At 59.7% G+C, this 22,730-nt stretch carries 27 protein-coding genes; 16 read left to right on the top strand and 11 right to left on the bottom strand.

Translation table 11 applies throughout. The features are described 5' to 3' along the window. The first annotated feature begins 51 nt into the window (after positions 1-51). The 4 genes from KGB03_RS06530 (at position 52) to KGB03_RS06515 (ending at position 3,314) form a co-directional block, all read left to right on the top strand. A complete protein-coding gene (locus KGB03_RS06530; protein WP_111450815.1) occupies positions 52-714 on the top strand; it encodes a class I SAM-dependent methyltransferase in 663 nt (220 codons plus the stop codon). A gap of 123 nt (positions 715-837) precedes the next feature. Further along, positions 838-1,971 carry a ribonuclease D gene (gene rnd, locus KGB03_RS06525; protein ID WP_192406639.1) on the top strand — a complete coding sequence of 378 codons (1,134 nt, stop codon included), beginning with the start codon at positions 838-840 and terminating at the stop codon, positions 1,969-1,971. Continuing rightward, a complete protein-coding gene (locus KGB03_RS06520; protein WP_007898694.1) occupies positions 1,968-2,261 on the top strand; it encodes a YcgL domain-containing protein in 294 nt (97 codons plus the stop codon). Before rnd ends, KGB03_RS06520 begins: the two co-directional genes overlap by 4 nt. Before the next feature lie 120 nt (positions 2,262-2,381). Beyond that, the gene (locus KGB03_RS06515; protein WP_223526602.1) at positions 2,382-3,314 is read left to right on the top strand and encodes a D-2-hydroxyacid dehydrogenase; all 933 of its coding nucleotides are present in this window, start codon (positions 2,382-2,384) and stop codon (positions 3,312-3,314) included. 126 nt (positions 3,315-3,440) lie between these two features. On the opposite strand, the gene KGB03_RS06510 is transcribed toward KGB03_RS06515, so the two are convergent. Next, complete coding sequence (locus KGB03_RS06510) at positions 3,441-4,034, bottom strand: nitroreductase family protein (protein ID WP_008153118.1); 594 nt, start codon at positions 4,032-4,034, stop codon at positions 3,441-3,443. Positions 4,035-4,199: 165 nt separating this feature from the next. Here KGB03_RS06510 and KGB03_RS06505 point away from each other — a divergent pair, with 165 nt between their 5' ends. Together KGB03_RS06505 and KGB03_RS06500 are read left to right on the top strand one after the other, a co-directional pair. After that, the gene (locus tag KGB03_RS06505; RefSeq protein ID WP_223526601.1) at positions 4,200-4,649 is read left to right on the top strand and encodes a YcgN family cysteine cluster protein; all 450 of its coding nucleotides are present in this window, start codon (positions 4,200-4,202) and stop codon (positions 4,647-4,649) included. A 90-nt stretch (positions 4,650-4,739) separates the two neighbouring features. Then, positions 4,740-5,969 (top strand): hypothetical protein, encoded by a 1,230-nt coding sequence (locus KGB03_RS06500; RefSeq protein WP_218536408.1) that lies wholly within the window; start codon positions 4,740-4,742, stop codon positions 5,967-5,969. Positions 5,970-6,111: 142 nt separating this feature from the next. On the opposite strand, the gene KGB03_RS06495 is transcribed toward KGB03_RS06500, so the two are convergent. The 4 genes from KGB03_RS06495 to KGB03_RS06480 form a co-directional block, all read right to left on the bottom strand. Beyond that, entirely contained in the window at positions 6,112-6,489 is a 378-nt protein-coding gene (locus KGB03_RS06495) for a DUF2892 domain-containing protein (RefSeq protein WP_192406642.1), read from the bottom strand. A gap of 92 nt (positions 6,490-6,581) precedes the next feature. After that, positions 6,582-7,052, bottom strand: coding sequence for an RNA methyltransferase (locus tag KGB03_RS06490; protein WP_008153126.1), 471 nt, complete (start codon positions 7,050-7,052; stop codon positions 6,582-6,584). Positions 7,053-7,260: 208 nt separating this feature from the next. After that, positions 7,261-7,632 carry a YajD family HNH nuclease gene (locus KGB03_RS06485; RefSeq protein ID WP_111450808.1) on the bottom strand — a complete coding sequence of 124 codons (372 nt, stop codon included), beginning with the start codon at positions 7,630-7,632 and terminating at the stop codon, positions 7,261-7,263. 48 nt (positions 7,633-7,680) lie between these two features. Beyond that, positions 7,681-8,367 carry a spermidine synthase gene (locus tag KGB03_RS06480; protein WP_111450806.1) on the bottom strand — a complete coding sequence of 229 codons (687 nt, stop codon included), beginning with the start codon at positions 8,365-8,367 and terminating at the stop codon, positions 7,681-7,683. A gap of 98 nt (positions 8,368-8,465) precedes the next feature. Here KGB03_RS06480 and KGB03_RS06475 point away from each other — a divergent pair, with 98 nt between their 5' ends. Then, a complete protein-coding gene (locus KGB03_RS06475; RefSeq protein WP_111450805.1) occupies positions 8,466-8,756 on the top strand; it encodes a hypothetical protein in 291 nt (96 codons plus the stop codon). Here KGB03_RS06475 and KGB03_RS06470 read toward each other — a convergent pair. Further along, a complete protein-coding gene (locus tag KGB03_RS06470; protein WP_033053557.1) occupies positions 8,753-9,226 on the bottom strand; it encodes a cyclic nucleotide-binding domain-containing protein in 474 nt (157 codons plus the stop codon). The genes KGB03_RS06475 and KGB03_RS06470 overlap by 4 nt on opposite strands. A 221-nt stretch (positions 9,227-9,447) precedes the next feature. Beyond that, a complete protein-coding gene (locus KGB03_RS06465) occupies positions 9,448-11,502 on the bottom strand; it encodes a S9 family peptidase (protein ID WP_223526600.1) in 2,055 nt (684 codons plus the stop codon). 216 nt (positions 11,503-11,718) lie between these two features. Between KGB03_RS06465 and KGB03_RS06460 the strand changes: the two genes are divergently transcribed. Genes KGB03_RS06460 through KGB03_RS06450 form a run of 3 tightly spaced genes read left to right on the top strand, consistent with a single transcriptional unit; the run spans position 11,719 to position 13,579 of the window. Then, the gene (locus tag KGB03_RS06460; RefSeq protein ID WP_111450802.1) at positions 11,719-12,216 is read left to right on the top strand and encodes an MFS transporter; all 498 of its coding nucleotides are present in this window, start codon (positions 11,719-11,721) and stop codon (positions 12,214-12,216) included. 31 nt (positions 12,217-12,247) lie between these two features. Continuing rightward, positions 12,248-13,024 (top strand): class II glutamine amidotransferase, encoded by a 777-nt coding sequence (locus tag KGB03_RS06455; protein ID WP_111450801.1) that lies wholly within the window; start codon positions 12,248-12,250, stop codon positions 13,022-13,024. A 12-nt stretch (positions 13,025-13,036) separates the two neighbouring features. Continuing rightward, the gene (locus KGB03_RS06450; protein WP_218536411.1) at positions 13,037-13,579 is read left to right on the top strand and encodes a DUF2937 family protein; all 543 of its coding nucleotides are present in this window, start codon (positions 13,037-13,039) and stop codon (positions 13,577-13,579) included. 162 nt (positions 13,580-13,741) lie between these two features. On the opposite strand, the gene KGB03_RS06445 is transcribed toward KGB03_RS06450, so the two are convergent. Further along, on the bottom strand, positions 13,742-14,656 hold the full coding sequence (locus KGB03_RS06445) for a LysR family transcriptional regulator (RefSeq protein ID WP_111450798.1): 915 nt from the start codon (positions 14,654-14,656) through the stop codon (positions 13,742-13,744). Positions 14,657-14,804: 148 nt separating this feature from the next. On the opposite strand from KGB03_RS06445, the gene KGB03_RS06440 reads away from it, so the two are divergent. The 4 genes from KGB03_RS06440 to KGB03_RS06425 all read left to right on the top strand — a co-directional run bounded on the left by KGB03_RS06440 (position 14,805) and on the right by KGB03_RS06425 (position 18,558). Further along, complete coding sequence (locus KGB03_RS06440) at positions 14,805-16,091, top strand: MFS transporter (RefSeq protein WP_111450797.1); 1,287 nt, start codon at positions 14,805-14,807, stop codon at positions 16,089-16,091. 90 nt (positions 16,092-16,181) lie between these two features. Continuing rightward, positions 16,182-16,934 (top strand): 5-oxoprolinase subunit PxpA, encoded by a 753-nt coding sequence (locus KGB03_RS06435; protein ID WP_218536412.1) that lies wholly within the window; start codon positions 16,182-16,184, stop codon positions 16,932-16,934. Then, positions 16,931-17,635 (top strand): 5-oxoprolinase subunit B family protein, encoded by a 705-nt coding sequence (locus KGB03_RS06430; RefSeq protein WP_192406651.1) that lies wholly within the window; start codon positions 16,931-16,933, stop codon positions 17,633-17,635. The genes KGB03_RS06435 and KGB03_RS06430 overlap by 4 nt, the downstream gene beginning before the upstream one ends. Further along, a complete protein-coding gene (locus KGB03_RS06425) occupies positions 17,632-18,558 on the top strand; it encodes a biotin-dependent carboxyltransferase family protein (protein WP_218536413.1) in 927 nt (308 codons plus the stop codon). Before KGB03_RS06430 ends, KGB03_RS06425 begins: the two co-directional genes overlap by 4 nt. 117 nt (positions 18,559-18,675) lie before the next feature. On the opposite strand, the gene KGB03_RS06420 is transcribed toward KGB03_RS06425, so the two are convergent. Both KGB03_RS06420 and KGB03_RS06415 read right to left on the bottom strand, forming a co-directional pair. Next, positions 18,676-19,854 carry a vWA domain-containing protein gene (locus KGB03_RS06420; RefSeq protein WP_008153157.1) on the bottom strand — a complete coding sequence of 393 codons (1,179 nt, stop codon included), beginning with the start codon at positions 19,852-19,854 and terminating at the stop codon, positions 18,676-18,678. A 33-nt stretch (positions 19,855-19,887) separates the two neighbouring features. Beyond that, positions 19,888-20,733 (bottom strand): AAA family ATPase, encoded by an 846-nt coding sequence (locus tag KGB03_RS06415; RefSeq protein ID WP_223526599.1) that lies wholly within the window; start codon positions 20,731-20,733, stop codon positions 19,888-19,890. Between the two features lie 202 nt (positions 20,734-20,935). On the opposite strand from KGB03_RS06415, the gene KGB03_RS06410 reads away from it, so the two are divergent. Together KGB03_RS06410 and KGB03_RS06405 are read left to right on the top strand one after the other, a co-directional pair. Continuing rightward, positions 20,936-21,166, top strand: a complete 231-nt coding sequence (locus KGB03_RS06410; protein WP_076030093.1) for a DUF4160 domain-containing protein — start codon at positions 20,936-20,938, stop codon at positions 21,164-21,166. Continuing rightward, a complete protein-coding gene (locus tag KGB03_RS06405) occupies positions 21,154-21,657 on the top strand; it encodes a DUF2442 domain-containing protein (RefSeq protein ID WP_192406654.1) in 504 nt (167 codons plus the stop codon). Before KGB03_RS06410 ends, KGB03_RS06405 begins: the two co-directional genes overlap by 13 nt. Here KGB03_RS06405 and KGB03_RS06400 read toward each other — a convergent pair. Further along, positions 21,654-22,730 (bottom strand): DUF748 domain-containing protein, encoded by a 1,077-nt coding sequence (locus KGB03_RS06400; protein ID WP_223526598.1) that lies wholly within the window; start codon positions 22,728-22,730, stop codon positions 21,654-21,656. The two genes, KGB03_RS06405 and KGB03_RS06400, sit on opposite strands and share 4 nt — an antisense overlap.

Raw genomic sequence — 22,730 nt, 5'->3', positions numbered from 1 at the left:
CGGTCGCTAACCTGCGGCCGGTTAGCGTTTTTCCCCCGAGAACCATTGCACATGTCTGCTCAATCCCCATCCGCCATCGAGCTTGAGATCGCCCGGCGCTACGATCAGGAGCACGCCCGCGTCTGTCTTCAGCCGCGACCCCGTGGCCTGGCCGGGCGGTTGACGTTCTGGCGTGACGAGCAACTGGTGCGCAATGCGCTCAAGGCTGCCGGCGAACCGGGGTTGGTGCTTGATTTGGCCTGCGGTGTCGGGCGCTACTGGCCGGTACTGGCTGAGCATGCAAACCGGGTGATTCTCGCGGCCGACCCGTCGCAGGACATACTCGATCATGCCCGCACCCACCATCCGCAGAACTTGCTGGAACGGGTCAAGACCTTTCAGAGTTCAGCGTTCACCATTGGCTTGTCGGCGAATGCGGTTGACTGCATTTTTTGCATGCAACTGTTTCAACACATCGCCTGCCCTGAGCATCGTTTGGCCATGCTTAAGGAATTCCATCGGGTCAGTCGCGATACGGTGATTGTGGCGGTACGGGTCGATGCTCATTTCAAAGGCCGGCGCATAGATGTACAGGGCGTTCCGGTCCGACCGTTGGTCAGCAAGGCCGAGGTGGAAGCCGAGTTCAAGCGCGCAGGTTTGCGCTTGCTCAGTCATCAGGACTTCCTGCCCGGCTGTGCGCGGATGCGCGTCTACGTACTGCGTAAGGCCGGCTAGTCTCCGCTTATCAGACATTTCTTGCTGTTCGGCAGGCATTTTCGCTAAAGCTCTTGTTCAGTGGATGCGAGGAAATCGCCGGGGGCGATATATACTGCGCGCCATTCTTCAAGGGAGAGCCGTGTGGCCATCGATATTCACTGGATTCGCGACAACGATAGCCTCGGTCAGTTTTGCGCTGAGTGGCAGCAGCTGCCATTCGTTGCCCTCGACACCGAATTCATGCGGGTCGACACCTTTTATCCGATTGCAGGCCTGCTGCAGATCGGCGATGGCGTACGCGCTTACCTGATTGACCCGCTGAGCATCGACAACTGGCAGCCGCTGGCCGCGTTGCTGGAAAACCCGGCCGTGGTCAAAGTCGTCCATGCGTGCAGCGAAGACCTCGAAGTCCTGCTGCGCCTGACCGGCAGCCTGCCAGTGCCGCTGTTCGACACCCAGTTGGCCGCCGCTTACCTGAACCTCGGTTTTTCCATGGGCTATTCGCGGCTGGTGCAGGAAGTGCTCGGCATCGACCTGCCCAAGGGCGAGACCCGTTCCGACTGGCTACAACGTCCACTTTCCGACACCCAAATCAGCTACGCCGCCGAAGATGCCTTGCACTTGGCGGAAGTTTTTGTGCAGCTGCGTCCGAAACTGTCTGACGACAAGTACGCCTGGGTCCTGGAAGACGGCGCCGAGCTGGTGGCCAACCTGCGCCGTGAAGTTGATCCGTATGAGGTCTATCGCGAAGCCAAGCTGGCCTGGAAGCTTTCCCGCGCCCAGCTCGCCGTATTGCGTGAACTGTGTGCCTGGCGCGAGCGCGAAGCCCGCGCCCGTGATCTGCCGCGCAACCGCATCGTGCGGGAGCATTCCCTGTGGCCGCTGGCGCGGACTCAGCCGGACAACCTTGGCGCGTTGGCGAAAATCGAAGACATGCACCCGCGCACCGTGCGTCAGGACGGCGAGTTTCTGCTTGATCTGATCAAACGCTCTGGCAGTGTGTCGCCAGATCAATGGCCGCCAGCAGTGCCGGAGCCTTTGCCGGTGGACGCCGCCGCACTGGTCAAACAGCTGCGTGCGATCGGCCAGGCCGAAGCCGAGCGCCTGAACATTGCGCCGGAGCTGATGCTGCGCAAGAAAACCCTGGAAGCGCTGCTCAAGAGCGGCTACCCCAACGGCCCCTACCAATTGCCTGATTCGCTGCGTGGCTGGCGCCGCGAATTGATGGGCCAGGCGCTGCTCGACAGCCTGGCCACCGCCGGAGAACAGCCTTGAAGCGTATTTGTTCCATTTATCGAAGCTTGAAGAAAAACGAGATGTACCTCTATGTGCTCAAAAGCGATGCACTGGAGCGCGTCCCGGAAAGTCTGATGGCCGCCTTCGGCAAACCGCATCACGCCTTCGACCTGGTGCTGACCCCGGAGCGCAAACTGTCGCGCGAGGACATCACCGTGGTACTGGAAAACCTTGAGAAGCAGGGTTACCACTTGCAAATGCCGCCGGCCGAAGACGAATACATCGAACACTTGCCGGAAGAATTGCTGCGCCGCAACGACCCGATGTGACCGGCAGACAGGCTCTGTTCAGAGCCTTTATGAAACACTGGAATGATTTTGGCGATGGCCAGGCCGATGGAGCGTTACTCCATTGGCGGCCGACTGCTCTGTTTTTGAAAGGTTTGAACCATGCGCGTTCTGATTGCTGAACACGACCACCCTGTGTACGCCCAGCTGTTGCGTCAAGCAGCGCCCGACCTGGAAGTGCTGACCAGCGGCGACTCCGCCGAACTGGCCAGCCAGGCCGCTGATTGTCCGATCTGGCTCGGTCAGCCGGACTTGCTGGCGACCTTGCTGCGTCAGGGCCACGAGCCACAATGGCTGCAATCGACCTGGGCGGGCATTACGCCGCTGCTGGCCGACGGCTTGCCACGTCACTATCGCCTGACTCGGGCGGTGGGGATTTTTGGTCAGGTCATGGCCGAATACGTGCTGACCTACATGCTCGGCCACGAGCGCGAAGTGCTGCCGCGGCTGGTCAGCCAGGTCGAGCGCAAGTGGGACAGTCGCCAGGGCCAAAGCCTGGCTGGCCGCAAAGTGTTGATCGTTGGTACCGGTGATATCGGCCAGACCGTGGCGCAGTTTCTTCTGCCGTTTGGCGTCGAGTTGTACGGCATCGCCAGCGAAGCCCGCGAGCAGGCGCCGTTTATCGAAGTCGGGGCATTGGCTGATCTGCCGCGTCTGGTGGGTGAAGTGGATTACGTGATCAATCTGCTGCCCAATACACCCAACACCCACGACCTGTATGACGCGGCGCTGTTCAAGCAGTTCAAGCCGACCGGGTTGTTCATCAACGTCGGGCGTGGCGTGGCGGTGGTCGATGCGGACCTGGTGGAGGCCTTGAAAGAAGGGCATCTGGCCGGTGCCGTGATTGACGTCTGCCGTCAGGAGCCGCTACCGCAACGTCATCCGTTCTGGACCGCCTGGGGCCTGCTGCTGACCGGCCACAGCTCGGCACCGACCTCGCCATCGATGATGGTGAACCTGTTTGTCGAGAACCTGCGGGCGTATCAGGCGGGTGAGGCGTTGCGCGGGGAAGTGGATTTCAATCGCGGGTATTGAATTCACCCTATGAACCTGTAGGAGCCGAGCTTGCTCGCGATGGCGATCTCACAGTCAACGATGATGTTGAATGTGATGGCCTCATCGCGAGCAAGCTCGGCTCCTACAGTAGATCTTCGGTGTGGCTTAGAGGGTGAAGTCGCCTTCGGCGGCCAACTCGCTCAGCGGACGACGTGGGCTTGGCTCTTCACGCGCTTGCAGGTACTCCGCCAGTGTCGCCTTGTCGCCCAGTTTGCCCACCGCTACCGCTGCGTGCAGCGCATAACCCTCAGGAATGTTCAGCTCCTTGCGCGTCAGGTCCTGGTCGAAACCGGCCATGCCGTGGGTGTGCCAGCCGCTGATGCTCGCTTGCAGCGCCAGATGGCCCCAAGCGGAACCGGTGTCGAAGGTGTGCCACAAGGCCGGGGTTTCTTCGGTGGCGCCAGGTACCGCGAAGGTGGTTTTCGAGATCACGATCACCAGTGCCGAGGCGTGCTGCGCCCAGCCGCGGTTGAACTCATTCAGCAGGCCCAGGAAACGCTCCCAGTTCGGCGTGTCGCGACGCGCATACAGAAACCGCCAAGGCTGCGAGTTGTACGCCGATGGCGCCCAGCGCGCGGCTTCGAAGAAGCTCAGCAGCGTTTCTTCCGGGATGCTTTCGCCGGTAAAGGCGCGGGGCGACCAGCGGTCTGTGAACTGAGGGTGGATGGCATAGTCGGCAACGCGTGGATTAGCGCTCATCAAGTGATTCCTTGCTACGTTTGAAAGAAAGGGGCGACGCAAAACCCTACTGGGCGGCGCAATAACTGACAAGCTCCTTCTACCGGCAGTCGCCAACGCTTGGCCCACAAGGGCCTTGGCACTAGACTGGCGGCCTTTTCACCACCTGATGTTGATGCTTGAGCCATGGCCGCCAAAGTCGAACCGTTCTGGATACGCAAAACCCTCGATCAACTCGATCAAGAGGAATGGGAATCGCTGTGCGACGGCTGTGGCCTGTGCTGCCTGCAAAAGCTCGAAGATGAAGACGACAACAGCGTCTACTACACGCGTATCGCCTGCAAACTGCTGGACCTGAAAACCTGTCAGTGCACCGATTACCCGAACCGCCGTGATTTCGTCCCCGACTGCATCCAGCTCACGCCGGGTAAGGCTGACGAGTTCAAATGGTTGCCGCCGACCTGCGGCTATCGACTGGTCAGCGAAGGCAAGGACCTGCCGCTTTGGCACCACCTGGTGTGCGGTGATCGCGATGCGGTGCATCACGCGCGAATTTCCCAGTCCGGGCGCATGCTCGCCGAAGGCAGCGTGGCCGAAGACGATTGGGAAGACCATCTGATTTTTCGGGCGGGTTAATTACCACTCACAAAATGGGTAGTGATTACTAGAATTCAGGGCTGCTACGCAGCCTCGCGCGAGCAAGCTCGCTCGCCACAAGGAGTGTGTATGGCTGTGGGATTGCGGCTGGCGTTGGCCTTTGGGCTTTTGGCCCTGAGTTCACCCGTGTGGGCGGTGAAGAAGGTTGATCTGGATTACCACGTGCGCCTGTTGCCGCAAAGCGATCAGGCTGAAGTGCGACTGACCCTGGCCCAGGGTTCGGCAGTACGCAGCCTGGATTTTGACCTGGGCGACGGTAGCCAATACAGCGATTTCAAGGCCGACGGCCAATGGCAGTTCACGCCGGGCAAGCAGGCCCGTGGTGTCTGGCGTCCGGCCGCCGACAAGGCCAGCCTGACCTACCGCGTACGCATCAGCCAAGGGCGCAAGAGCGGCAGCTTCGATACGCGCATGACGCCAACGTGGGCGCTGATGCGCGGCGACGATCTGGTGCCGGCGGCCAAACTCGATCAGCAGGATGGCATTGAGCTGGTTTCACGCCTTGAATTCGAATTGCCCACCGGCTGGAAAAGCGTTGAAACGGCTTGGCCGCGAATCGGCAAGAACAAATTCCGGGTCGATAACGTTTCTCGCTTGTTCGACCGGCCCACGGGCTGGATGCTCGCCGGCCACCTCGGTAGCCGTCGCACGCGGCTTGGGGAAACCGAAGTCACCGTCGCCTCGCCTCAGGGCCAGGGCATGCACCGCATGGATGTGCTGACGCTGCTGACTTTTGTCTGGCCGCAAGTGCAGGCGGTGTATCCCCGTCATCCCGTCAAACTGTTGATCGTCGGTGCCAACGACCCGATGTGGCGTGGCAGTCTGGGCGCTCACGAATCGATCTATCTGAACACGCGTCTGCCGCTGGTCAGCGAAAGCGGCAGCAGTGCACTGGTGCGGGAATTGGCGCAGGTGTTCGGACTGATCAACGACCAACAGCGCAGTGACTGGATCAGCGAAGGTTTTGCCGAGTATTACGCCATCGAACTGGTGCGCCGCGCCGGCGGCATGAGCGATGAGCGGTATGAGAGTTTGCAGAAGAAGTTGGCCAAGGACAGCCAGAAGGTCACGACCTTGCGTGGTGATCAGGCCAGCCCGGCGCAGGTGTCGAAAGCGGTCGTGTTATTGCAGGAACTGGATCGCGAGATTCGCCTGAAGACCCGCAACAAGCGTTCGCTGGATGATGTGTTGCGCGGGGCGATGCATTTGCAGAGTGTGGATACCAAGGAGTTTGTTCAACTGGCCGAAAGCGTGATTGGCGAGTCCTCCAAAGTCCTCGATACCGAGTTACTTCAGTAACACCGCCATCGTCGGAGCGCCGCCCGGAGCAAGCCCGCTCCCACAGTGATTGGCGGCGATCATAAATGTTGTATACGCCGCATAACCCTGTGGGAGCGGGCTTGCCCGCGAAGAGGCCGTAAGCCTCACCACATCTTCTGGATCAAACCCCGGTTTTAGGCGACTTCAACGAATCATTACCGGTCACGGTAGCGGTATTGGTCGCCGCTTCGGCATTCGCCTTCAACCGGTTCAGCTCTTCACCCGCCCGCTGAATCTTCGCCCGCACGTTGTTCATGTCCTGACGGCTTTTCTCCAGCAGGCTTTTCGCCGAACTGTGCCCGGTAATACCACGCGCCAGGGCCACACCGCCGATCGCCACTTGAATCAACCCGAACACACCACCGCGACGCAGGCCCTTGCCGAGCATCACCACGCCGCCGGCCAGTGAACCGATACGTTCCCAACCCTGCACGTTCTGCTCCGTGTGAGTCTGGAACGGGGTGGATTCGATGCGTTCTACGCGTTTGAGTTCGCTCATGATCTGTCTCCTGGCTGGAATGACTGCTTCAAGAATAGATAATTAAGCTGACTGCCGAGGCGGGCGGCTTGTTCCATCGGATATGTGCTGAATCAGCGAAACTTTGCCCCGGAACGAGTGTTGAGCCCCTTGGACATGCGGTCATAGAGCACGACGTTGACGGTGGCCGCCAGGTTCATGCAACCGGTGGTGGGGATGTAGACCACGTCTTCGCACCAGTCGCGAATCTCTTTATCCAGCGAGCCGTCTTCCGGGCCGAAGATGTATAGCGCGCGGTCTGGATGGGTGTATTCCGGCAGCGAACGGGCACCTTCCACCAGTTCCACAGCGACTGGAACACAGCCCAGCGGCAGGATTTTTTTCAGGTCGTCGATGCCGATCAGCGGAATGTCGTAGTGGACGCGCTTGGTGTCGGTGACGAAGTCGGCGGCGCGTTCATAACGCTTGCCGGTATAGAACACGGACGCCACGCCATAACAGCCAGCGGCGCGCATCACCGAACCGACGTTTTCCGGTGATTTGGGGTTATACAAACCAATGCAGCTGTACCGTTTGTCTGCCACGAGCGGGGTGCCTTCGGGGAAAAAACGGCGATTATACGGGGATTGGGGGAGGGTGGTCAGTTTGTAGATTGGTGGTGTCTGGTCGGCCGTCTTCGCGAGCAAGCCCGCTCCCACATCGATCTCAGGTGAATACACTACTGGCGTACGCCACAGATCAATGTGGGAGCGGGCTTGCTCGCGAAGGGGCCGGTTGAAGCACTGAAGATCTTCAGTCTTCTTTCTTCATCAACCCGGCCAACGCGGCAAACGGGTTATGTGTCGCCTTGGCGATTTTTGGCGAGCTCAGCGAGCCTTCACCGAAATACTGCTGGTCGGTGTACCGCGAGTGTTCGTTGTCGTGGCAATACAGGCACAGCAATTCCCAGTTCGAGCCATCCTGAGGGTTGTTGTCGTGGTTATGGTCGCGGTGGTGCACGGTCAGTTCGCTCAGGCGCTTGCCGGAAAACTCACGGGCGCAGCGACCGCACACGTGCGGGTACATTTTCAGGGCCTTGTCGCGGTAACCCATTTCCTTGTCGCGCTGGTTGTCGGCAAGGATGCGGTCCAGTTTCGACGTGTTGGTCGGTGTTGACGAACTCATGGGTTCACCTTTGTAAAAGACTAATGACGGTATTAATCGCAGTTTAGCTCAGCCCTTGAGCTTCTCGGCAATCCAGATGGTGTGACGGGTGCCTTTGTTGCCGTGGGCGAAGACCTGGACTTCCTCGGCCTTGAAGCCGGCCTTCTTCAGTTTGTCGGAAAACTGTCGGTCAGCGCTCGCGGACCAGACGGCCAGCACACCTTTGGGCCGCAGGGCCTTGGCGCAGGCGCTCAGGCCGCCAGCGGAGTAGAGCCAGCTGTTGGCCTTCTGGGTCAGGCCTTCGGGGCCGTTGTCGACGTCGAGCATGATTGCGTCGAAACCTTGCGGCTCGGCTTGCAGGACGTTGGCCACATCTTCCATGCGAATGACCGTGCGCGGGTCCAGCAGCGGGTTCCCGGCTTTCTCACCCAGCGCGCCACGGTTCCACTCCACCACCCCCGGCACCAGTTCGGCGACCACTACTTCAGCGGTCTTGCCCAAATGCTTGAGGGCCGAGGCGAGGGTGAAGCCCATGCCCAGGCCGCCGATCAGCACGCGCGAATTCGGCCGGCCGGCCACTTTACGGCACGGGATCTCCGCCAGAGCGTCTTCCGAGCCGTGCATGCGGGTGTTCATCAGTTGCCCGCCGTCGCCGCCCTGGATCTTGATGACGAAATCCTCACCGTATTCGAACAGGCACAAGGCACCGCCATTTTCAGGAATTGGAGCGGTGTCGAGCAGAACGAAACGTTTCATGGGACTCACTTGAGGAGAAATTGGCATAAGAGGGAGAAGGCAAACACGCGCCGTTGGGAGTAGCCTGCAAAAACACAAAAAGGCCAACGGAGCCATTGATGAAGCGCACCATTCTAACGGTCATTGCCTTGGCCGCGCTCTCGATAACTGCAGTGCAGGCCCAGCAGTTGCAAACCACCCCCACTAGCCCTGCGCCGCTGCCCGGTTCGCCCGGCACCGCGACCCCGACACCGTACCCGCAAATCACCCCGACCAGCGTGCCCAAGGTCGGGCCCGGCAGTGGCGGCCCGCCGTTGGTGCCGATTGAAATGCCTAGCCCGCCGACCAAGGACCAGCCACTGCCGGTGCCGGAGCAAACCCCGTCGAAAGCCAAACCGCCCGGCGGTTAAACCTGCTGCGAGAGCAGTTGCCCATCGGCCATGCGCAGGCGTTTGGAGAGGGAAACGGCGAGGGCGCGGATGATTTTTGCGGCGATTTTCGGCGCGTCGTTGAGCATCTTTTCCAGCGAATCCTTGCCCAGGTTGAGCAACTGGCAATTACTTGCGGCCACGCAACTGGCCGAGCGGCGTTCGCCGTCGAGTACGGCCATTTCGCCGAACGCCCGACCGCTGCGCAACGTTGCCATGGTCACCAGGTGACCGTCGCTGTTGGTTTTCTGCACCGCCACCTGGCCGGTGTGGATGATGCACATGAAGCTGCCGGCATCGCCCTCATGGAAAATCTCTTCGCCCTGAGCAATGGTGCTGATGCTGAAGTAGCCCGAGGCCGCGGCGAAGTCCGCCGGCAGCAGTTGATCGAACAGGCCACAGTCCATCAGCCAGTCGCGAATTTCGTTGTTCAGTAAGGTCGGTTCTGACATGTCGTCACGGTCTTTTTCTTGTGTCTGTTGCTGTTCCGGATCTGCAATCCACCACACACATCCCCAGTGGGAGCGGGCTTGCTCGCGAAGAGGCCATCACATTCAACATCAATGTTGTCTGACACACCGCCTTCGCGAGCAAGCCCGCTCCCACAGGGGATGTGTGTGGTGTATCGGCGTCCAGTGTTCAGAGTTAAGACCCGCACGCCGAACGGAGTTCCTCAGGCGATGCCCAAAACCTTGAAAACAAATGCGTATTCGAGTGCTACGTCACGCAATCCCTGATAACGACCGCTCATCCCGCCGTGCCCGGCACCCAATTCGGTCTTGAGCAGCAGGGGATTTGCGTCGGTTTTGGTCGCGCGTAATTTCGCCACCCACTTGGCCGCTTCCCAGTACTGCACGCGACTGTCGTTGTAGCCGGCGATCACCAGCGTCGCCGGATAAGCTTGTGCGGTGACGTTTTCGTACGGGGCGTAGGCCTTGATCCGATCATAGACGTCCGGTTCTTCAGGATTGCCCCACTCGTCGTATTCGGTGACGGTCAACGGCAGGTCCGGGTCGAGCATGGTGTTCAGCACGTCGACGAACGGCACTTCGGCAATCGCAGCAGCAAACAACTCCGGCCGCTTATTGAGCACGGCGCCGATCAGCAGGCCACCGGCGCTGCCGCCGCTGATCGCCAGTTGCTGTGAAGTCGTGAAGCCATTGGCGATCAGGTGTTCGGCGCAGGCGATGAAGTCGCTGAAGGTGTTGTGTTTGTGTTCCTGCTTGCCGGCGCGATACCAGGCTTCGCCCAGTTCACCGCCGCCACGCACGTGAGCAATGGCGAACGCCACGCCACGGTCCAGCAGACTCAAGCGAGCGTGGGAGAACCACGGGTCGAGGCTTTCGCCGTAAGCGCCATAGCCGTACAGATAAAGCGGCGTCGGCTTACCGAGTGCTTCGCGTTTGACGACGAGGCTGATCGGCACTTTCGTACCGTCAGGTGCCGTTGCCCACAGGCGCTGACTGACGTAGGCATCGGCGTCGAACGGACCGAGCACCGGGGTTTCCTTGAGGACTTTCTGCTCGCCGCTGCCCAATATCAGTTGGCGGATTTGCGCCGGACGGTTCAGCGCTTCATAGCGCAGACGGATCCTGTCGCTGACGAACTCCAGGCTGTTCTGCACATGAAGGCTGTAGGCCGCATCCGGTAATTGCACGCGGTAGCTCGGCAGGTCTTGTGGATGAACTTCGATGATTGGCAAGCCACCCTCACGCAAACTCAGGGTCATGGCGCCGGCATTCAGGCTCATGCCTTCGATCATCACCGTGTCGCTGTGGGGGATCAGGTTCTGCCAGTCGGCCTCGGTCGGCGCCACGCCGGTGTCTACGGCGTGGTACAGGGCAAAGTTGATGCCGTCGCGATTGGTGCGAATGAACCAGGTCCATTGACCGTCGAGCGCGCCGTGATCGACGTCGTACTCATGGTCTTCAACCCTCGGTGCGATGCAGGTAAACGCCTGTTGCGGCTGGAACGCGTCGAGCACCCAGACTTCGCTGGTGGTCTTGCTGCCCAGGGACAGCAGTAATTGCTGCTCGGAACTGGAGCGGTAGCAATGCATGAAGAATCGACCGTCCGGCTCATGGAACACTTCTTCAGCCGCTGTACCGTCCAGCCGATAGCGGAACAGTTTGTGCGGGCGATGGGTGTCGTCCAGTTCGCCGAAGAACAGCGTCAGGCTGTCATTGGCCCAGGTCATGCTGCCGTCGCAATCCTGGAATTCCAGTTCACTGACACGGCCGTTGGACAATTCCTTCACGAACAGCGTGAAAATCTCATCGCCCGTGGCGTCAATGCTGTAGGCCAGACGCTGGTGGTCCGGGCTGATACTGAAGGCGCCCAGGGAAAAGAAGCCGCCGTTGGCCAGTTCATTGGGGTCCAGCAGCAGTTGTTCCTGGCTTTCGTCGAGCTGCAGGCTGTCATCGGCAGGGCGCGGGCAGCGGTAGTGGCGGGCATATTCATCACCGGCCGTGGTGCGCGTGTAATACAGGTACGGACCCCAAGGGGAGGGCAAGGACAGGTCGGTTTCGAGAATCCGGGCCTTGATCTCTTCGAACAGGGTTTCACGCAACCCGGCCTGATCGGCGGTTTGCGCCTCTTGGTAGCGGTTTTCCGCTTTCAGGTAGTCGAGCACCGCGTCGGTGTCGCGCTCCTGCAGCCAGGCATACGGGTCGTCGCCTTCGGCCTTGTGGGCGATGGGAGCGTCGGAAACGTTGACGGATAGGGGCATGAAGGACTCTCGAACAATGTACAGAATAAGGGCTTCGCAACGTGTGGGAGCGGGCTTGCTCGCGAAGAGGCCAGCAGTTTCAACATCTCTGTTGACTGACACATCGCTTTCGCGAGCAAGCCCGCTCCCACAGGGGGTGCGTTTTTCAGACTGGCATTGGAGCAAGCCTGACGTGCGAAAAGTCGTTACTATAAGCGCCTCTTTGCCTGCCTTGCCATGGACACCATGACCGAGAACGACTATCTGATCGCTTGGGGCCTCTACGCCTTCGCCGCTTTGGGCTGCCTGTTGGTGTGGATGCGTATCACCCGCTGGATGTGGCGCTGGCTGCGTGAGCCGCTGCGGCTATTGGTTGCTGTGTTGCTGTTCAGCCCGACCATCATTGATCCGGTTAAGGAAAAGGTTGCCCCGGCCATCGCCATTACTGCCCTTGATCTATTGTTCAAGGTCGGCAACAACGCCTGGCGCGCAATTTCCGACCTGTTCATGTACGGCATGATCGCCTTCGGCATTTACCTGGTATTTGTGGCGATCCGTTTCCCTATCGAACGTGCGTCCAACGCTCGCAAGGAACAGGCTGCCGCTGCCAAGGCTGCGGCCAGGTCCGATGATCCTGAAGAGGATCATCCCTTCGGCGGTGCGGGCGATGATCGTTACGGTCGTCCACCGGTGCCGAGCAACCCTCAGCGAATGCGGGTCGAACCGCGACTGTAACCTGCCCCTGCCTTTGAGCGAGAATCCGAGCATGTGTGAGTTATTGGGCATGAGCGCCAATGTGCCGACCGATATCGTGTTCAGCTTCACCGGGCTGATGCAGCGCGGCGGCCGCACCGGTCCGCACCGTGACGGCTGGGGCATCGCTTTTTACGAGGGCCGTGGCCTGCGCCTGTTTCAGGACCCGGCGGCGAGCTGTGAGTCCGAGGTCGCGAACCTGGTGCAGCGCTATCCGATCAAGAGCGAAGTGGTGATCGGGCACATCCGCCAGGCCAACGTCGGCAAGGTCTGCCTGTCCAATACCCATCCGTTTGTGCGTGAGCTGTGGGGCCGTAACTGGTGTTTCGCCCACAACGGCCAACTCGCGGACTTTCAACCGATCAAGCGTTTTTACCGCCCGGTCGGCGATACCGACAGCGAGGCGGCGTTCTGCGATCTGCTCAACCGCGTGCGCGCAGCGTTCCCGGAACCGGTCGAGGTCGAAGAACTGCTGCCAGACCTGGTGGCCGCCTGCGCTGAATACCGCAGCAAAGGCGTATTCAACTGCCTGCTCAGCGATGGCGACTGGTTGTTCTGCTATTGCTCCACCAAACTGGCGCAAATCACCCGTCGCGCGCCATTCGGCCCGGCGCGCTTGAAGGACGTCGATGTGATCGTCGATTTCCAGGCCGAAACCACGCCCAACGACGTGGTCACGGTGATCGCCACCGAACCGTTGACCGAAAACGAAACCTGGACCCGCTACGAACCGGGCCAATGGAGCCTCTGGCGACGCGGTGAATGCGTCAGCCAGGGCAAGACCGAATAAGGATTTCCCTTCATGTTGCTCAGTTATCTACGGCTGGTGTTGTTCGCGGCGGGCCTGTTGATCGGTGTCCAGGTGCCGGGATTCATCAACGACTATGCCAAGCGCGTCGAAGCGCATCTGATTGAGGCGCAGACCGGTCTGAGCGGTTTTCAGGGCACGGCGAATCAGTTCTTCAAGGGTGACATGCAGGCATTGGTGGCCCATTACCGCGCCAGCGAAGACCCGATCTTTCGCAGCGATGCCGACAGCCTGAGCACCTTATTGACCCGTCAACTGGCCCTCGATAAACAGTTCCAGGCCATGCAGGGGCCGTGGTACATCCGCTTCCTGCAGGTTGCACTGGCGGCTGATCCGGATATTCGCAAGGAAACCTGGAATGGCTACAGCTACCAGATCCTGCTGACGCCGGAAGCGATGATCTGGGGCATGAGCGGGGCGATGCTGTTGTCGTTCGGCATTGAATGCCTGTTCCGTCTGATCGACTGGGTGGTGCTGGGCGGCAAACGCTTGCGCCAGAGCCGGCCGATCGAAGATCGGGATGTGCGCGGGTTGTAAGGGGGTTACGCGATCTCTGTGGCGAGGGGGTTTACCCCCGTTCGGCTGCGCAGCAGTCGTGAAACCGGCACACGCGGTTTACCTGATACATCGAGGCGTCTGGTTTTGGGGCCGCTTCGCGACCCAACGGGGGTGAACCCCCTCGCCACAGGGGGGCGGTGTTCAGCGGGCTAGGACGATGTAGTTCTCACCCACCTTCTTCGCATACCCGTCCAACACCTGCTGACACAACGCCACGATTTCTTCGACCCACTCCACGCCAACCCGCCACGACACCACCACCTGCAAATTCGGTGGCCGTTGATCGATGGCCAGCAAGGTCAACTCCCCCCGCGCCAGTTCCTCGGCGACCAGCACCGGTGGCAGCGCGCCAATACCGAAACCATCCCGCAGCAACCGGGTGATCGCCGATACCGAGTTCACGCAGTTCAACCGTGGCGTCAAGATGCCGTTGGCTTGCATCAGGGCGAGAATCTCCTGATGCGGATGGGAGTTTTTCGAATAGGTAATGATCCGTTCCCGCGCCAGATCGGCAATGCCTGAATACTCGCGGTTGTAGATCGAATTCGTAGCCACAATCCAGCCCATCGGGTGACTGGCCAGCTCAAGGCTGCGTACGCTTTCCTGACGCAACAGGTCGGTTTGCAGGATCAGATCGAGAAAGCCTTTTTGCAGCTGATCGCAGAGGTTGAGCGCGGTATCGGCCACTAACTCGATTTCCACCAGCGGATAGTGATCCATCATTTGCGCCACCAACGGGCTCAACCAGGTATGGATGACCGTGTCCATCACGCCGATGCGAACCCGTCCGACCTTGCTCGAGCGGGTTTCGATCGACTGCTTGAGGGCTTGCATGGTGTCCATCATTTGCTCGGCGTACTCGAGCACTTTCAAGCCTTCGGGCGTCAGGCTCACGCCGCGTGAATCGCGCAGGAACAGCTTCACCCCGAGCTCGCCTTCAAGCACGGCAATGCGGCTGGAAATCGACGCCTGGGTGGTGAAGAGCTTGTCCGCCGTCAGGCGAAAACTCTTGAGTCGGGCGACCCAGACAAAGGTCTCGAGAAACTTCAGGTTCATAAGGACAAATTTTTCTTATGTCTAGAGCGGGTTTTTATTAGTTGGACGCAGCAGGGCAGGGAGCCCAAAAATCAGGTCATCCGGTTCCCACGATAGGCGTCGTCGGGGCTCAGAACAATACCAATAAAAATTAGCGCGGAGATTTGCCATGAGTGCGCCCGACACGCTCGACATCCCCAAAGCCACGGTTCGTCCAGGACCTTTCGACTGGTACCACAATATCAACAAGCAGGAGCGCCGCACCTTCTGGAGCTGCAAGATCGGCTATGGCCTGGACGGCATGGACACCCAGATGCTCAGCTTCGTGGTGCCGACCCTGATTGCGATGTGGGGCATCACCACCGGCGAGGCCGGGTTGATTCACACCAGCACCCTGATCGCCTCGGCCATCGGCGGTTGGGTGGCGGGGATTCTCTCCGACCGCATCGGTCGCGTACGCACCTTGCAACTCACCGTGCTGTGGTTCGCCTTCTTCACCTTCCTCTGCGGTTTCGCCCAAAACTACGAACAACTGCTGATCAGCCGCACGCTGATGGGCTTCGGTTTCGGCGGCGAATGGACCGCTGGCGCGGTGCTGATGGGTGAAGTGATTCGCGCCAAGGACCGCGGCAAGGCTGTTGGCATGGTGCAATCCGGCTGGGCATTGGGTTGGGGGCTGACGGCGATCCTGTATGCGCTGCTGTTCTCGGTACTGCCGCCGGAAGACGCCTGGCGCGCACTGTTCATCCTTGGCATTGTGCCGGCGATCTTTGTGATCTTCGTCCGTCGACTGGTCAAGGACCCGGAAATCTATCGCGAAGCCAAGGCCAAGCAAGAACCCGGCAACCCGGCAAAATTCTACGAGATCTTCGCTCCCGGCATCCTTTTCACCACAATTCGCGCGTCGGTGCTGACCACCGGTGCTCTGGGCGGCTACTACGCGATCACCTCCTGGTTGCCGACCTTTCTGAAGAACGAACGCGGGTTGAGCGTACTCGGTACGGGTGGTTATCTGGCGATGGTGATCATCGGTTCCTACGTCGGTTACGTCATCAGCGCGTATTTGACTGACATCCTCGGGCGTAAAAAGAACTTCATTCTGTTCGCGGTCGGCTCGTTCACCATTGTTCTGCTCTACACCCAATTGCCGGTTAGCAATGGCGTGATGCTCTGGCTGGGCTTTCCCCTTGGCTTCTTCGCATCGGGGATTTTCAGTGGCATGGGCGCGTTTTTGACCGAGCTGTTTCCAACGCGGATTCGTGGTTCGGGTCAGGGCTTTTGTTACAACATCGGCCGGGCACTGGCGGCATTGTTCCCGCTGTTGATCGGCTTGATGAGCCAGAAGGTGCCATTGAGCGTAGGAATCGGTGCCTTTGCGGCGGTGTCCTACGGGGTGGTGATTCTTGCGGCCCTGAGCCTGCCGGAAACCCGTGGCAAGCAACTCGAAGCCCAATAACTTAATGCCCAGCAACTGATAATCTGCGGGCCTGCCGTTACAAAAAGTGTCCCGCAGTTAAAAAGAATAAAGCTGAAAGGAGTGTTCACCGTGAGCCGCCTGCTATTGAACTGCGACATCGGCGAGAGTTTCGGCAACTGGACCATGGGTCTGGACGCCGAGGTCATGCCCTTCATCGATTGCGCCAACATCGCCTGCGGCTTCCACGCCGGCGACCCTAGCATCATGCGCAAGACTGTCAGCCTGGCCTTGAGCAACGGCGTGCAGATCGGCGCACATCCGGCGTATCAGGATCTGGTCGGCTTCGGCCGCCGCTCCATGGCCTACACCGCCCAGGAACTTCAGGACATTGTGCATTACCAGATCGGCGCCCTCGACGGCATTTGCCAGGCTCAGGGCGCGCGGGTGAGTTACGTCAAACCACACGGCGCGATGTACAACGACATGATGGCCAACCCGGCGCAATTGCGCGCGGTGCTTCAGGCCGTGGCGTCCTATGATCGTGAGTTGCCGCTGATGTTGATGGCCACTCGCGACAACAGCGCAGCCCAGCGATTGGGCGATGAATACGGCGTGACCCTGTGGTTCGAAGCCTTCGCCGATCGCGCTTACGACAGCGCGGGAATGCTGGTCTCGCGGCAACTGCCGGGCGCAGTGCATCACGATCCCGAGACAATCATCGAACAAGCCCTGACCATTGCCCGCGGCGGCAATCTCACGGCCAGCGATGGCAGTGCCTTGCATTTGCAGGCCAACACCCTTTGCGTACACGGCGACAATGCCAGTTCGGTAGCCGCCGTGCGGCGTATTCGCGAAGCACTTGATCAGCAGAGCGCGCCATGAACCTGCGGGTAGAAGTGGTGGCGCTGGATTGTTTGATGGTCCGTCTGTTTGATCAGATCAGCGAGGCCAACATGCCGTGGATGCTCGCCGCCAGTGAAAGTCTGCGTGCTGCATTCGCCGGGCATCTGATCGATCTGGTGCCATCCTATACGACGTTGATGGTGCATTACGACCTGACCGCGTTGAGTCCGGCTCAGGCTCGGGAGCTGATCGCCGAGGCCTTGATCGATCTGTCGCCCAACGCCTGCACCCGCGGCAAATGTCATGTGTTGCCGGTCTGGTATGACTTGAGCGTTGGCCCGGAGTTGAGTCTGTTGTCCCAGCGCAGCGGATTGGCCGTGGATGAAGTGATCCGCCGCCACAGCGCGCGCGAATATCAGGTGTTCGCCTTGGGTTTTGCGCCGGGTTTCGCCTTCATGGGGCTGGTGGAAGAAGCGCTGGCCGCGCCGCGATTGAACACTCCGCGTAAAAAGGTAGCCGCGGGCAGTGTCGGCATCGCCGAACGGCAAACGGCCGCTTATCCGGTGGTGTCCCCCGGTGGCTGGAATCTGATCGGCCGCACCCCGGCCAAATTGTTCGACCGCGAACGCGACGGCTACAGCCTGATGCAACCAGGCGACACGGTGCGCTTCGAAGCCGTCAGCCATGCCGAATTCATCAATCTGGGCGGTGATGACACGCCGTTGGAGGCGCAGGCATGAGCCGTCTATCAATAGAAGCGAGTACACCGCTGTGCCTGTTACAAGACGCTGGCCGTTTCGGCGTGCGGCATCTGGGCGTGACCCAGGGCGGGGCGGCGGATTGGCGATCGATGTCGTGGGCCAATTGGTTGCTGGGCAATGGCCTGGATGCACCGGTGATTGAAATCACCCTCGGTGGGTTCACAGTCGTTGCCGAAGAGGATTGCGTGCTGGCTTTGGCTGGGGCAGATCTGGGAGCTCAGGTGGATGGCGAGTCGTTGGCGCCGTGGCGCAGTTTCAGGCTGAACAAAGGTCAGCGATTGCAATTTACTCAGCCGCTGCTTGGCGCCCGGGCATATTTGGCGGCCCCGGGCGGATTCGATGCGCCAAAGGTGTTGGGCAGTAGCGCAACGGTGGTCCGTGAGGAGCTCGGTGGGCTTGACGGTATGGGCCGGGCGTTGGCCAAAGATGCGCAGTTGAGCTATTCGGGCAGCTCGCTGTTACTGCTGCGGGAGTTGGCGCGCGAACAGGTGCCGGACTTCAAACTCAACGCGCCGCTGGACCTGGTGCTCGGTGCCCAGATCGGCGAGTTCAGTGGACAGAGTTCGTTTGACGCGTTCAACAGCATCTGGACCCTCGACAGCCGTGCCGACCGGATGGGCATCCGCTTGCTGGGAACGGCGTTGCAGTATCAGGGGAAGCCGATGATTTCCGAAGGCATCCCGCTGGGCGCGGTTCAGGTGCCGCCGGACGGGCAGCCGATTGTGCTGCTCAATGATCGGCAGACCATTGGCGGCTATCCGCGATTGGGGGCGTTGACGCCGCTGGCGCTGGCGCGACTGGCGCAGTGTCTGCCGGGGACGCAGGTACGGTTGAAACCGGTGGTGCAGGATGTCGCGCATCGCGAACACGTCGAATATCTGCGACGATTCCTGAATAGCTAAAAGCTTCGCGAGCAAGTCGAATCGTCGCACCGCCGCTCCCACATTGAATCCCTGTCGTACACAGATCAACTGTGGGAGCGGGCTTGCTCGCGAAGGCGTCAGTCCAGACAACAACGATTACTTGGAGAGAAACCGCATCCCTTCCTCCAACCCCCGCAACGTCAGCGGATACATCTGATCGTTAATCAAGTCCCGCACGATGTTGGTCGAAGACGTATAGCCCCACGTATCTTTCGGATACGGGTTGATCCAGATGACCTTCTTGTACTTCTCCATGAACCGCTGCATCCACACATAACCCGCTTCTTCGTTCCAGTGCTCGACGCTGCCGCCGGCCTGGGTGATTTCGTACGGGGCCATGGCGGCATCACCGATGAAGATCACTTTGTAGTCGGCGCCGTATTTGTGCAGCAGATCCTGGGTCGAAGTGCGCTCGGACGTGCGGCGCATGTTGTTCTTCCATACCGATTCATAAACGAAGTTGTGGAAGTAGAAATACTCCAAGTGCTTGAACTCGGTCTTGCAGGCCGAGAACAGCTCTTCGCAGATCTTCACGTGGGCGTCCATCGAGCCGCCGATGTCGAACAGCAGCAACAGCTTGACGGTGTTGCGCCGCTCCGGACGCATCTGAATATTCAGCAGCCCGGCATCGCGGGCGGTGTGGTCGATGGTGCCATCGATGTCCAGCTCTTCCGCCGCGCCCTGGCGCGCGAATTTGCGCAGCCGTCGCAGGGCGACCTTGATGTTGCGCGTGCCCAGTTCGACCGAATCGTCGAGGTTCTTGTACTCGCGCTGATCCCAGACCTTGACCGCTTTGCCCTGACGTTTGCCGGCATCGCCGACCCGAATGCCTTCCGGGTTGAAACCGCCGGAACCAAACGGGCTGGTGCCGCCAGTGCCGATCCACTTGTTACCGCCGGCATGGCGTTCTTTCTGTTCTTCGAGGCGTTTCTTGAACTCTTCGATCAGCTTGTCCAGGCCGCCGAGGGACTGGATCGCTGCCCGCTCTTCGTCGGTCAGCGAACGCTCGAACTCCTTGCGCAACCAGTCTTCCGGGATCAAGGCCTGAAGGTGGTCGTCGAGTTTTTCCAGGCCGTTGAAATAGGCGCCGAAGGCCCGGTCGAACTTGTCGAAATGCTTTTCGTCCTTCACCAGAATCGCCCGGGACAAGTAATAAAACTCGTCCATGTCGGCGAAGGTCACGCGCTGTTTCAGGGCGTTGATCAGGTCGAGCAGCTCCCGTACCGAGACCGGTACCTTGGCTGCGCGCATTTCATTGAACAGGTTAAGCAGCATGGCTATCGCCCTCTATCTTGTTAAACAGAGGGATCAGCGAGTGCCGCGACGGCTCATGAACGCCAGACGCTCAAGCAATTGCACGTCTTGTTCGTTCTTCACCAACGCGCCGGCCAGTGGCGGAATAGCCTTGGTCGGATCGCGCTCGCGCAGCACGGCTTTGCCGATGTTGTCGGCCATCAGCAGCTTCAGCCAGTCCACCAGTTCGGAGGTCGATGGCTTTTTCTTCAGGCCCGGCACCTTGCGCACGTCGAAGAACACGTCCAGCGCTTCGCTGACCAGGTCTTTCTTGATGTTTGGGTAGTGCACATCGACGATCCTCTGCATCGTGGTGCGATCCGGGAAGGCGATGTAGTGGAAGAAGCAGCGGCGCAGGAAGGCGTCCGGCAGTTCTTTCTCGTTGTTGGAGGTAATGATGATGATCGGGCGTTTCTTGGCCTTGATGGTCTCGTCGATCTCGTAAACGTAGAACTCCATCTTGTCGAGTTCTTGCAGCAGGTCGTTCGGGAATTCGATGTCGGCCTTGTCGATTTCGTCGATCAGCAGGATCACCCGCTCTTCGGATTCGAAGGCTTCCCAGAGCTTGCCCTTTTTCAGGTAGTTGCGAACGTCGTGAACCTTTTCCGTGCCCAGTTGTGAGTCGCGCAGACGGCTGACCGCGTCGTACTCGTACAGGCCCTGATGCGCCTTGGTGGTGGACTTGATGTGCCAGGTGATTAGTTTGGCGCCGAAGGACTCGGCCAGTTGCTCGGCGAGCATGGTCTTGCCCGTACCCGGCTCGCCCTTGACCAGCAGCGGACGCTCCAGAGTGATGGCGGCGTTGACTGCCAGCTTCAGGTCATCGGTGGCGACGTAGGCCTGGGTGCCTTCGAACTTCATCTGCTAATCCTCAAACGGTAACGCCGACCTGAACGAGGCAGGGCGGGGCGCAATAATTGTAGTACCCGACTATAACGCGGTGCCTGGGCGACTGTGAACGCAGACGGCTTATTCAGTCTCTGAATGGAGCGTCACATCTTGACTCAGTTTCGGCCGCTAGCCAGTATTGAACTATCGCCATTTTGGCGATAGCTTGCGGGGCATGTCTACTAAATACCGATTTCGCGATACATACCGCATTCAGTTACGCGAGAAGGATCACCCGCCGCCCCATGTTCACCTGACCGGTGGCGGGCTCGACGTGATGCTCAGCCTGGAAACCGTCGAAGTGATGGTGGGCAAGGCGCCGCCGCTGATTATCAAGGAAGCGCTGGCGTGGGTCAGGGCCCATCAGGTGCAATTGCTGGAGGATTGGAAACGATGTTACCCATGAAGCGACCACGGCTGTCGGCCGTGCAGGCGTTGCCGGATCACCGCCTTATGCTGACCTTTATCGACGGTCAGCAACTCACTCTCGATTTGAGTCGGGACCTGCGCGCCTACCCTGGGTTGCAGCCATTGCTGGAGGTGGTCGCTTTCGAAAGAGCAACCCTGGGTGATGAAGGCTGGAGCGTCGAGTGGCCCGAGCTGGACATCCAGATCGGCGCAGACACCCTGTATCTGGATGCTCTCGCACAAAATGCAGTAGACGAAAACACCCGGATCTTCATCGACTGGCGCGCTCGCACCGGGCTGCCGCTCAATCAGGCGGCCGAAGCGTTGGGGGTCAGTGCCCGCAGCATCACGCGCTACAGCAGTGGTCGTGAAGCCGTTCCGCGATCGCTGGCACTGGCCTGCCTGGGCTGGGACTTCTTGCAGCAGCAATCGAACCCGGCGCGGGCGGCGGAAGAAACCGGTCGTTACACCGTCACACGCAAGTCTTAGCCGGCATCCGGTTTCGGCCGTTCGTACTGGGCATTGAACGCCTCGATGAAACCATTACGCAAAATCTGCAAAAAAGCCTCGAATGCGCTGATATCTTGTTGATGCACGCTGCCTCTGAGCTGGACGCGAGTGGCGAACTGGTTTTTCGGCTGGTTCTTCAACACATTCTCGGTACCCCCGACGAGTGCTTCCCAGATGGAGCGAAAAATCCCTTTGTCTTTGTTTTCCACGTCCTGTTGCCAATTGAACACATCGACGTCCCGCAATAGCGGCTTGATGTAGCCGGTGAGTTGACCCTTGTTGGCTTCGGCTTCGATGACCAGGTCTCCATGGCCGGCATTGAAGTCGAACTTGCCGTAGGCCGAGGCGAAGTCGTTCATGCGTTTGAGTTCAAGGTTCTTGGCGCGCAGGCGAAATTCGAAGTCCTGGAAGTCGCTCAGCGGATCGAAGGTCGCCGTGGTTTCCAGCGGTGCATGCCCCAGCAATAGAGCCTTGCCGTCGAAGCGAGCGTCGCGTTTGCCTTTGGTGTCGACCACGTTGGTCAGGTTGTAAATGCTGGCATTGACCTGAGTGGCATTCATGTTCACGGGCGGTTTTGAATTGAAGTTTCGGAAGGTGACCCGCCCGTCGTTGATCCGCACTTCGTTCAGGGTAATCGGCAGCAATTTTTCCAATTGTGCCCGCCAGTCGGTGCCTTCACCGGTCTGGGAGTTTTTCTTGTTGGCACCGCCGTCGACGAAGTTCACCTCGGGTTTGTCGAACTGCGCCTCGGCCACCACCGCGTGGTCATACCAGAGTGAGTGCCAGCTGACGGAGAGGTCAATCAATGGCGCGTTGACGAAAGGCACGGGGACCTTGCCATTGACCTTGACGATTTTCAGTCCATTGATTTTGTAGGCGCCGCGCCACAGGGCCAGGTCCACGTCGGTAATCTGCCCGCGGTAGTCACCCATATTCGCCAATTTTTCGTTGAGGTAGTCGCGCACCACGTAGGGCAGGGCAATGTGCAGGGCAACCAGCAGCACAACGAGGCCGGCGAGGGTCCACAGGGGCCAACTGTATCGACGCTTCAT

Source organism: Pseudomonas sp. BF-B-26 (assembly GCF_019956495.1).
In the GTDB taxonomy this organism is placed as follows: domain Bacteria; phylum Pseudomonadota; class Gammaproteobacteria; order Pseudomonadales; family Pseudomonadaceae; genus Aquipseudomonas.
This window is presented reverse-complemented; position numbering and strand designations above follow the sequence as displayed.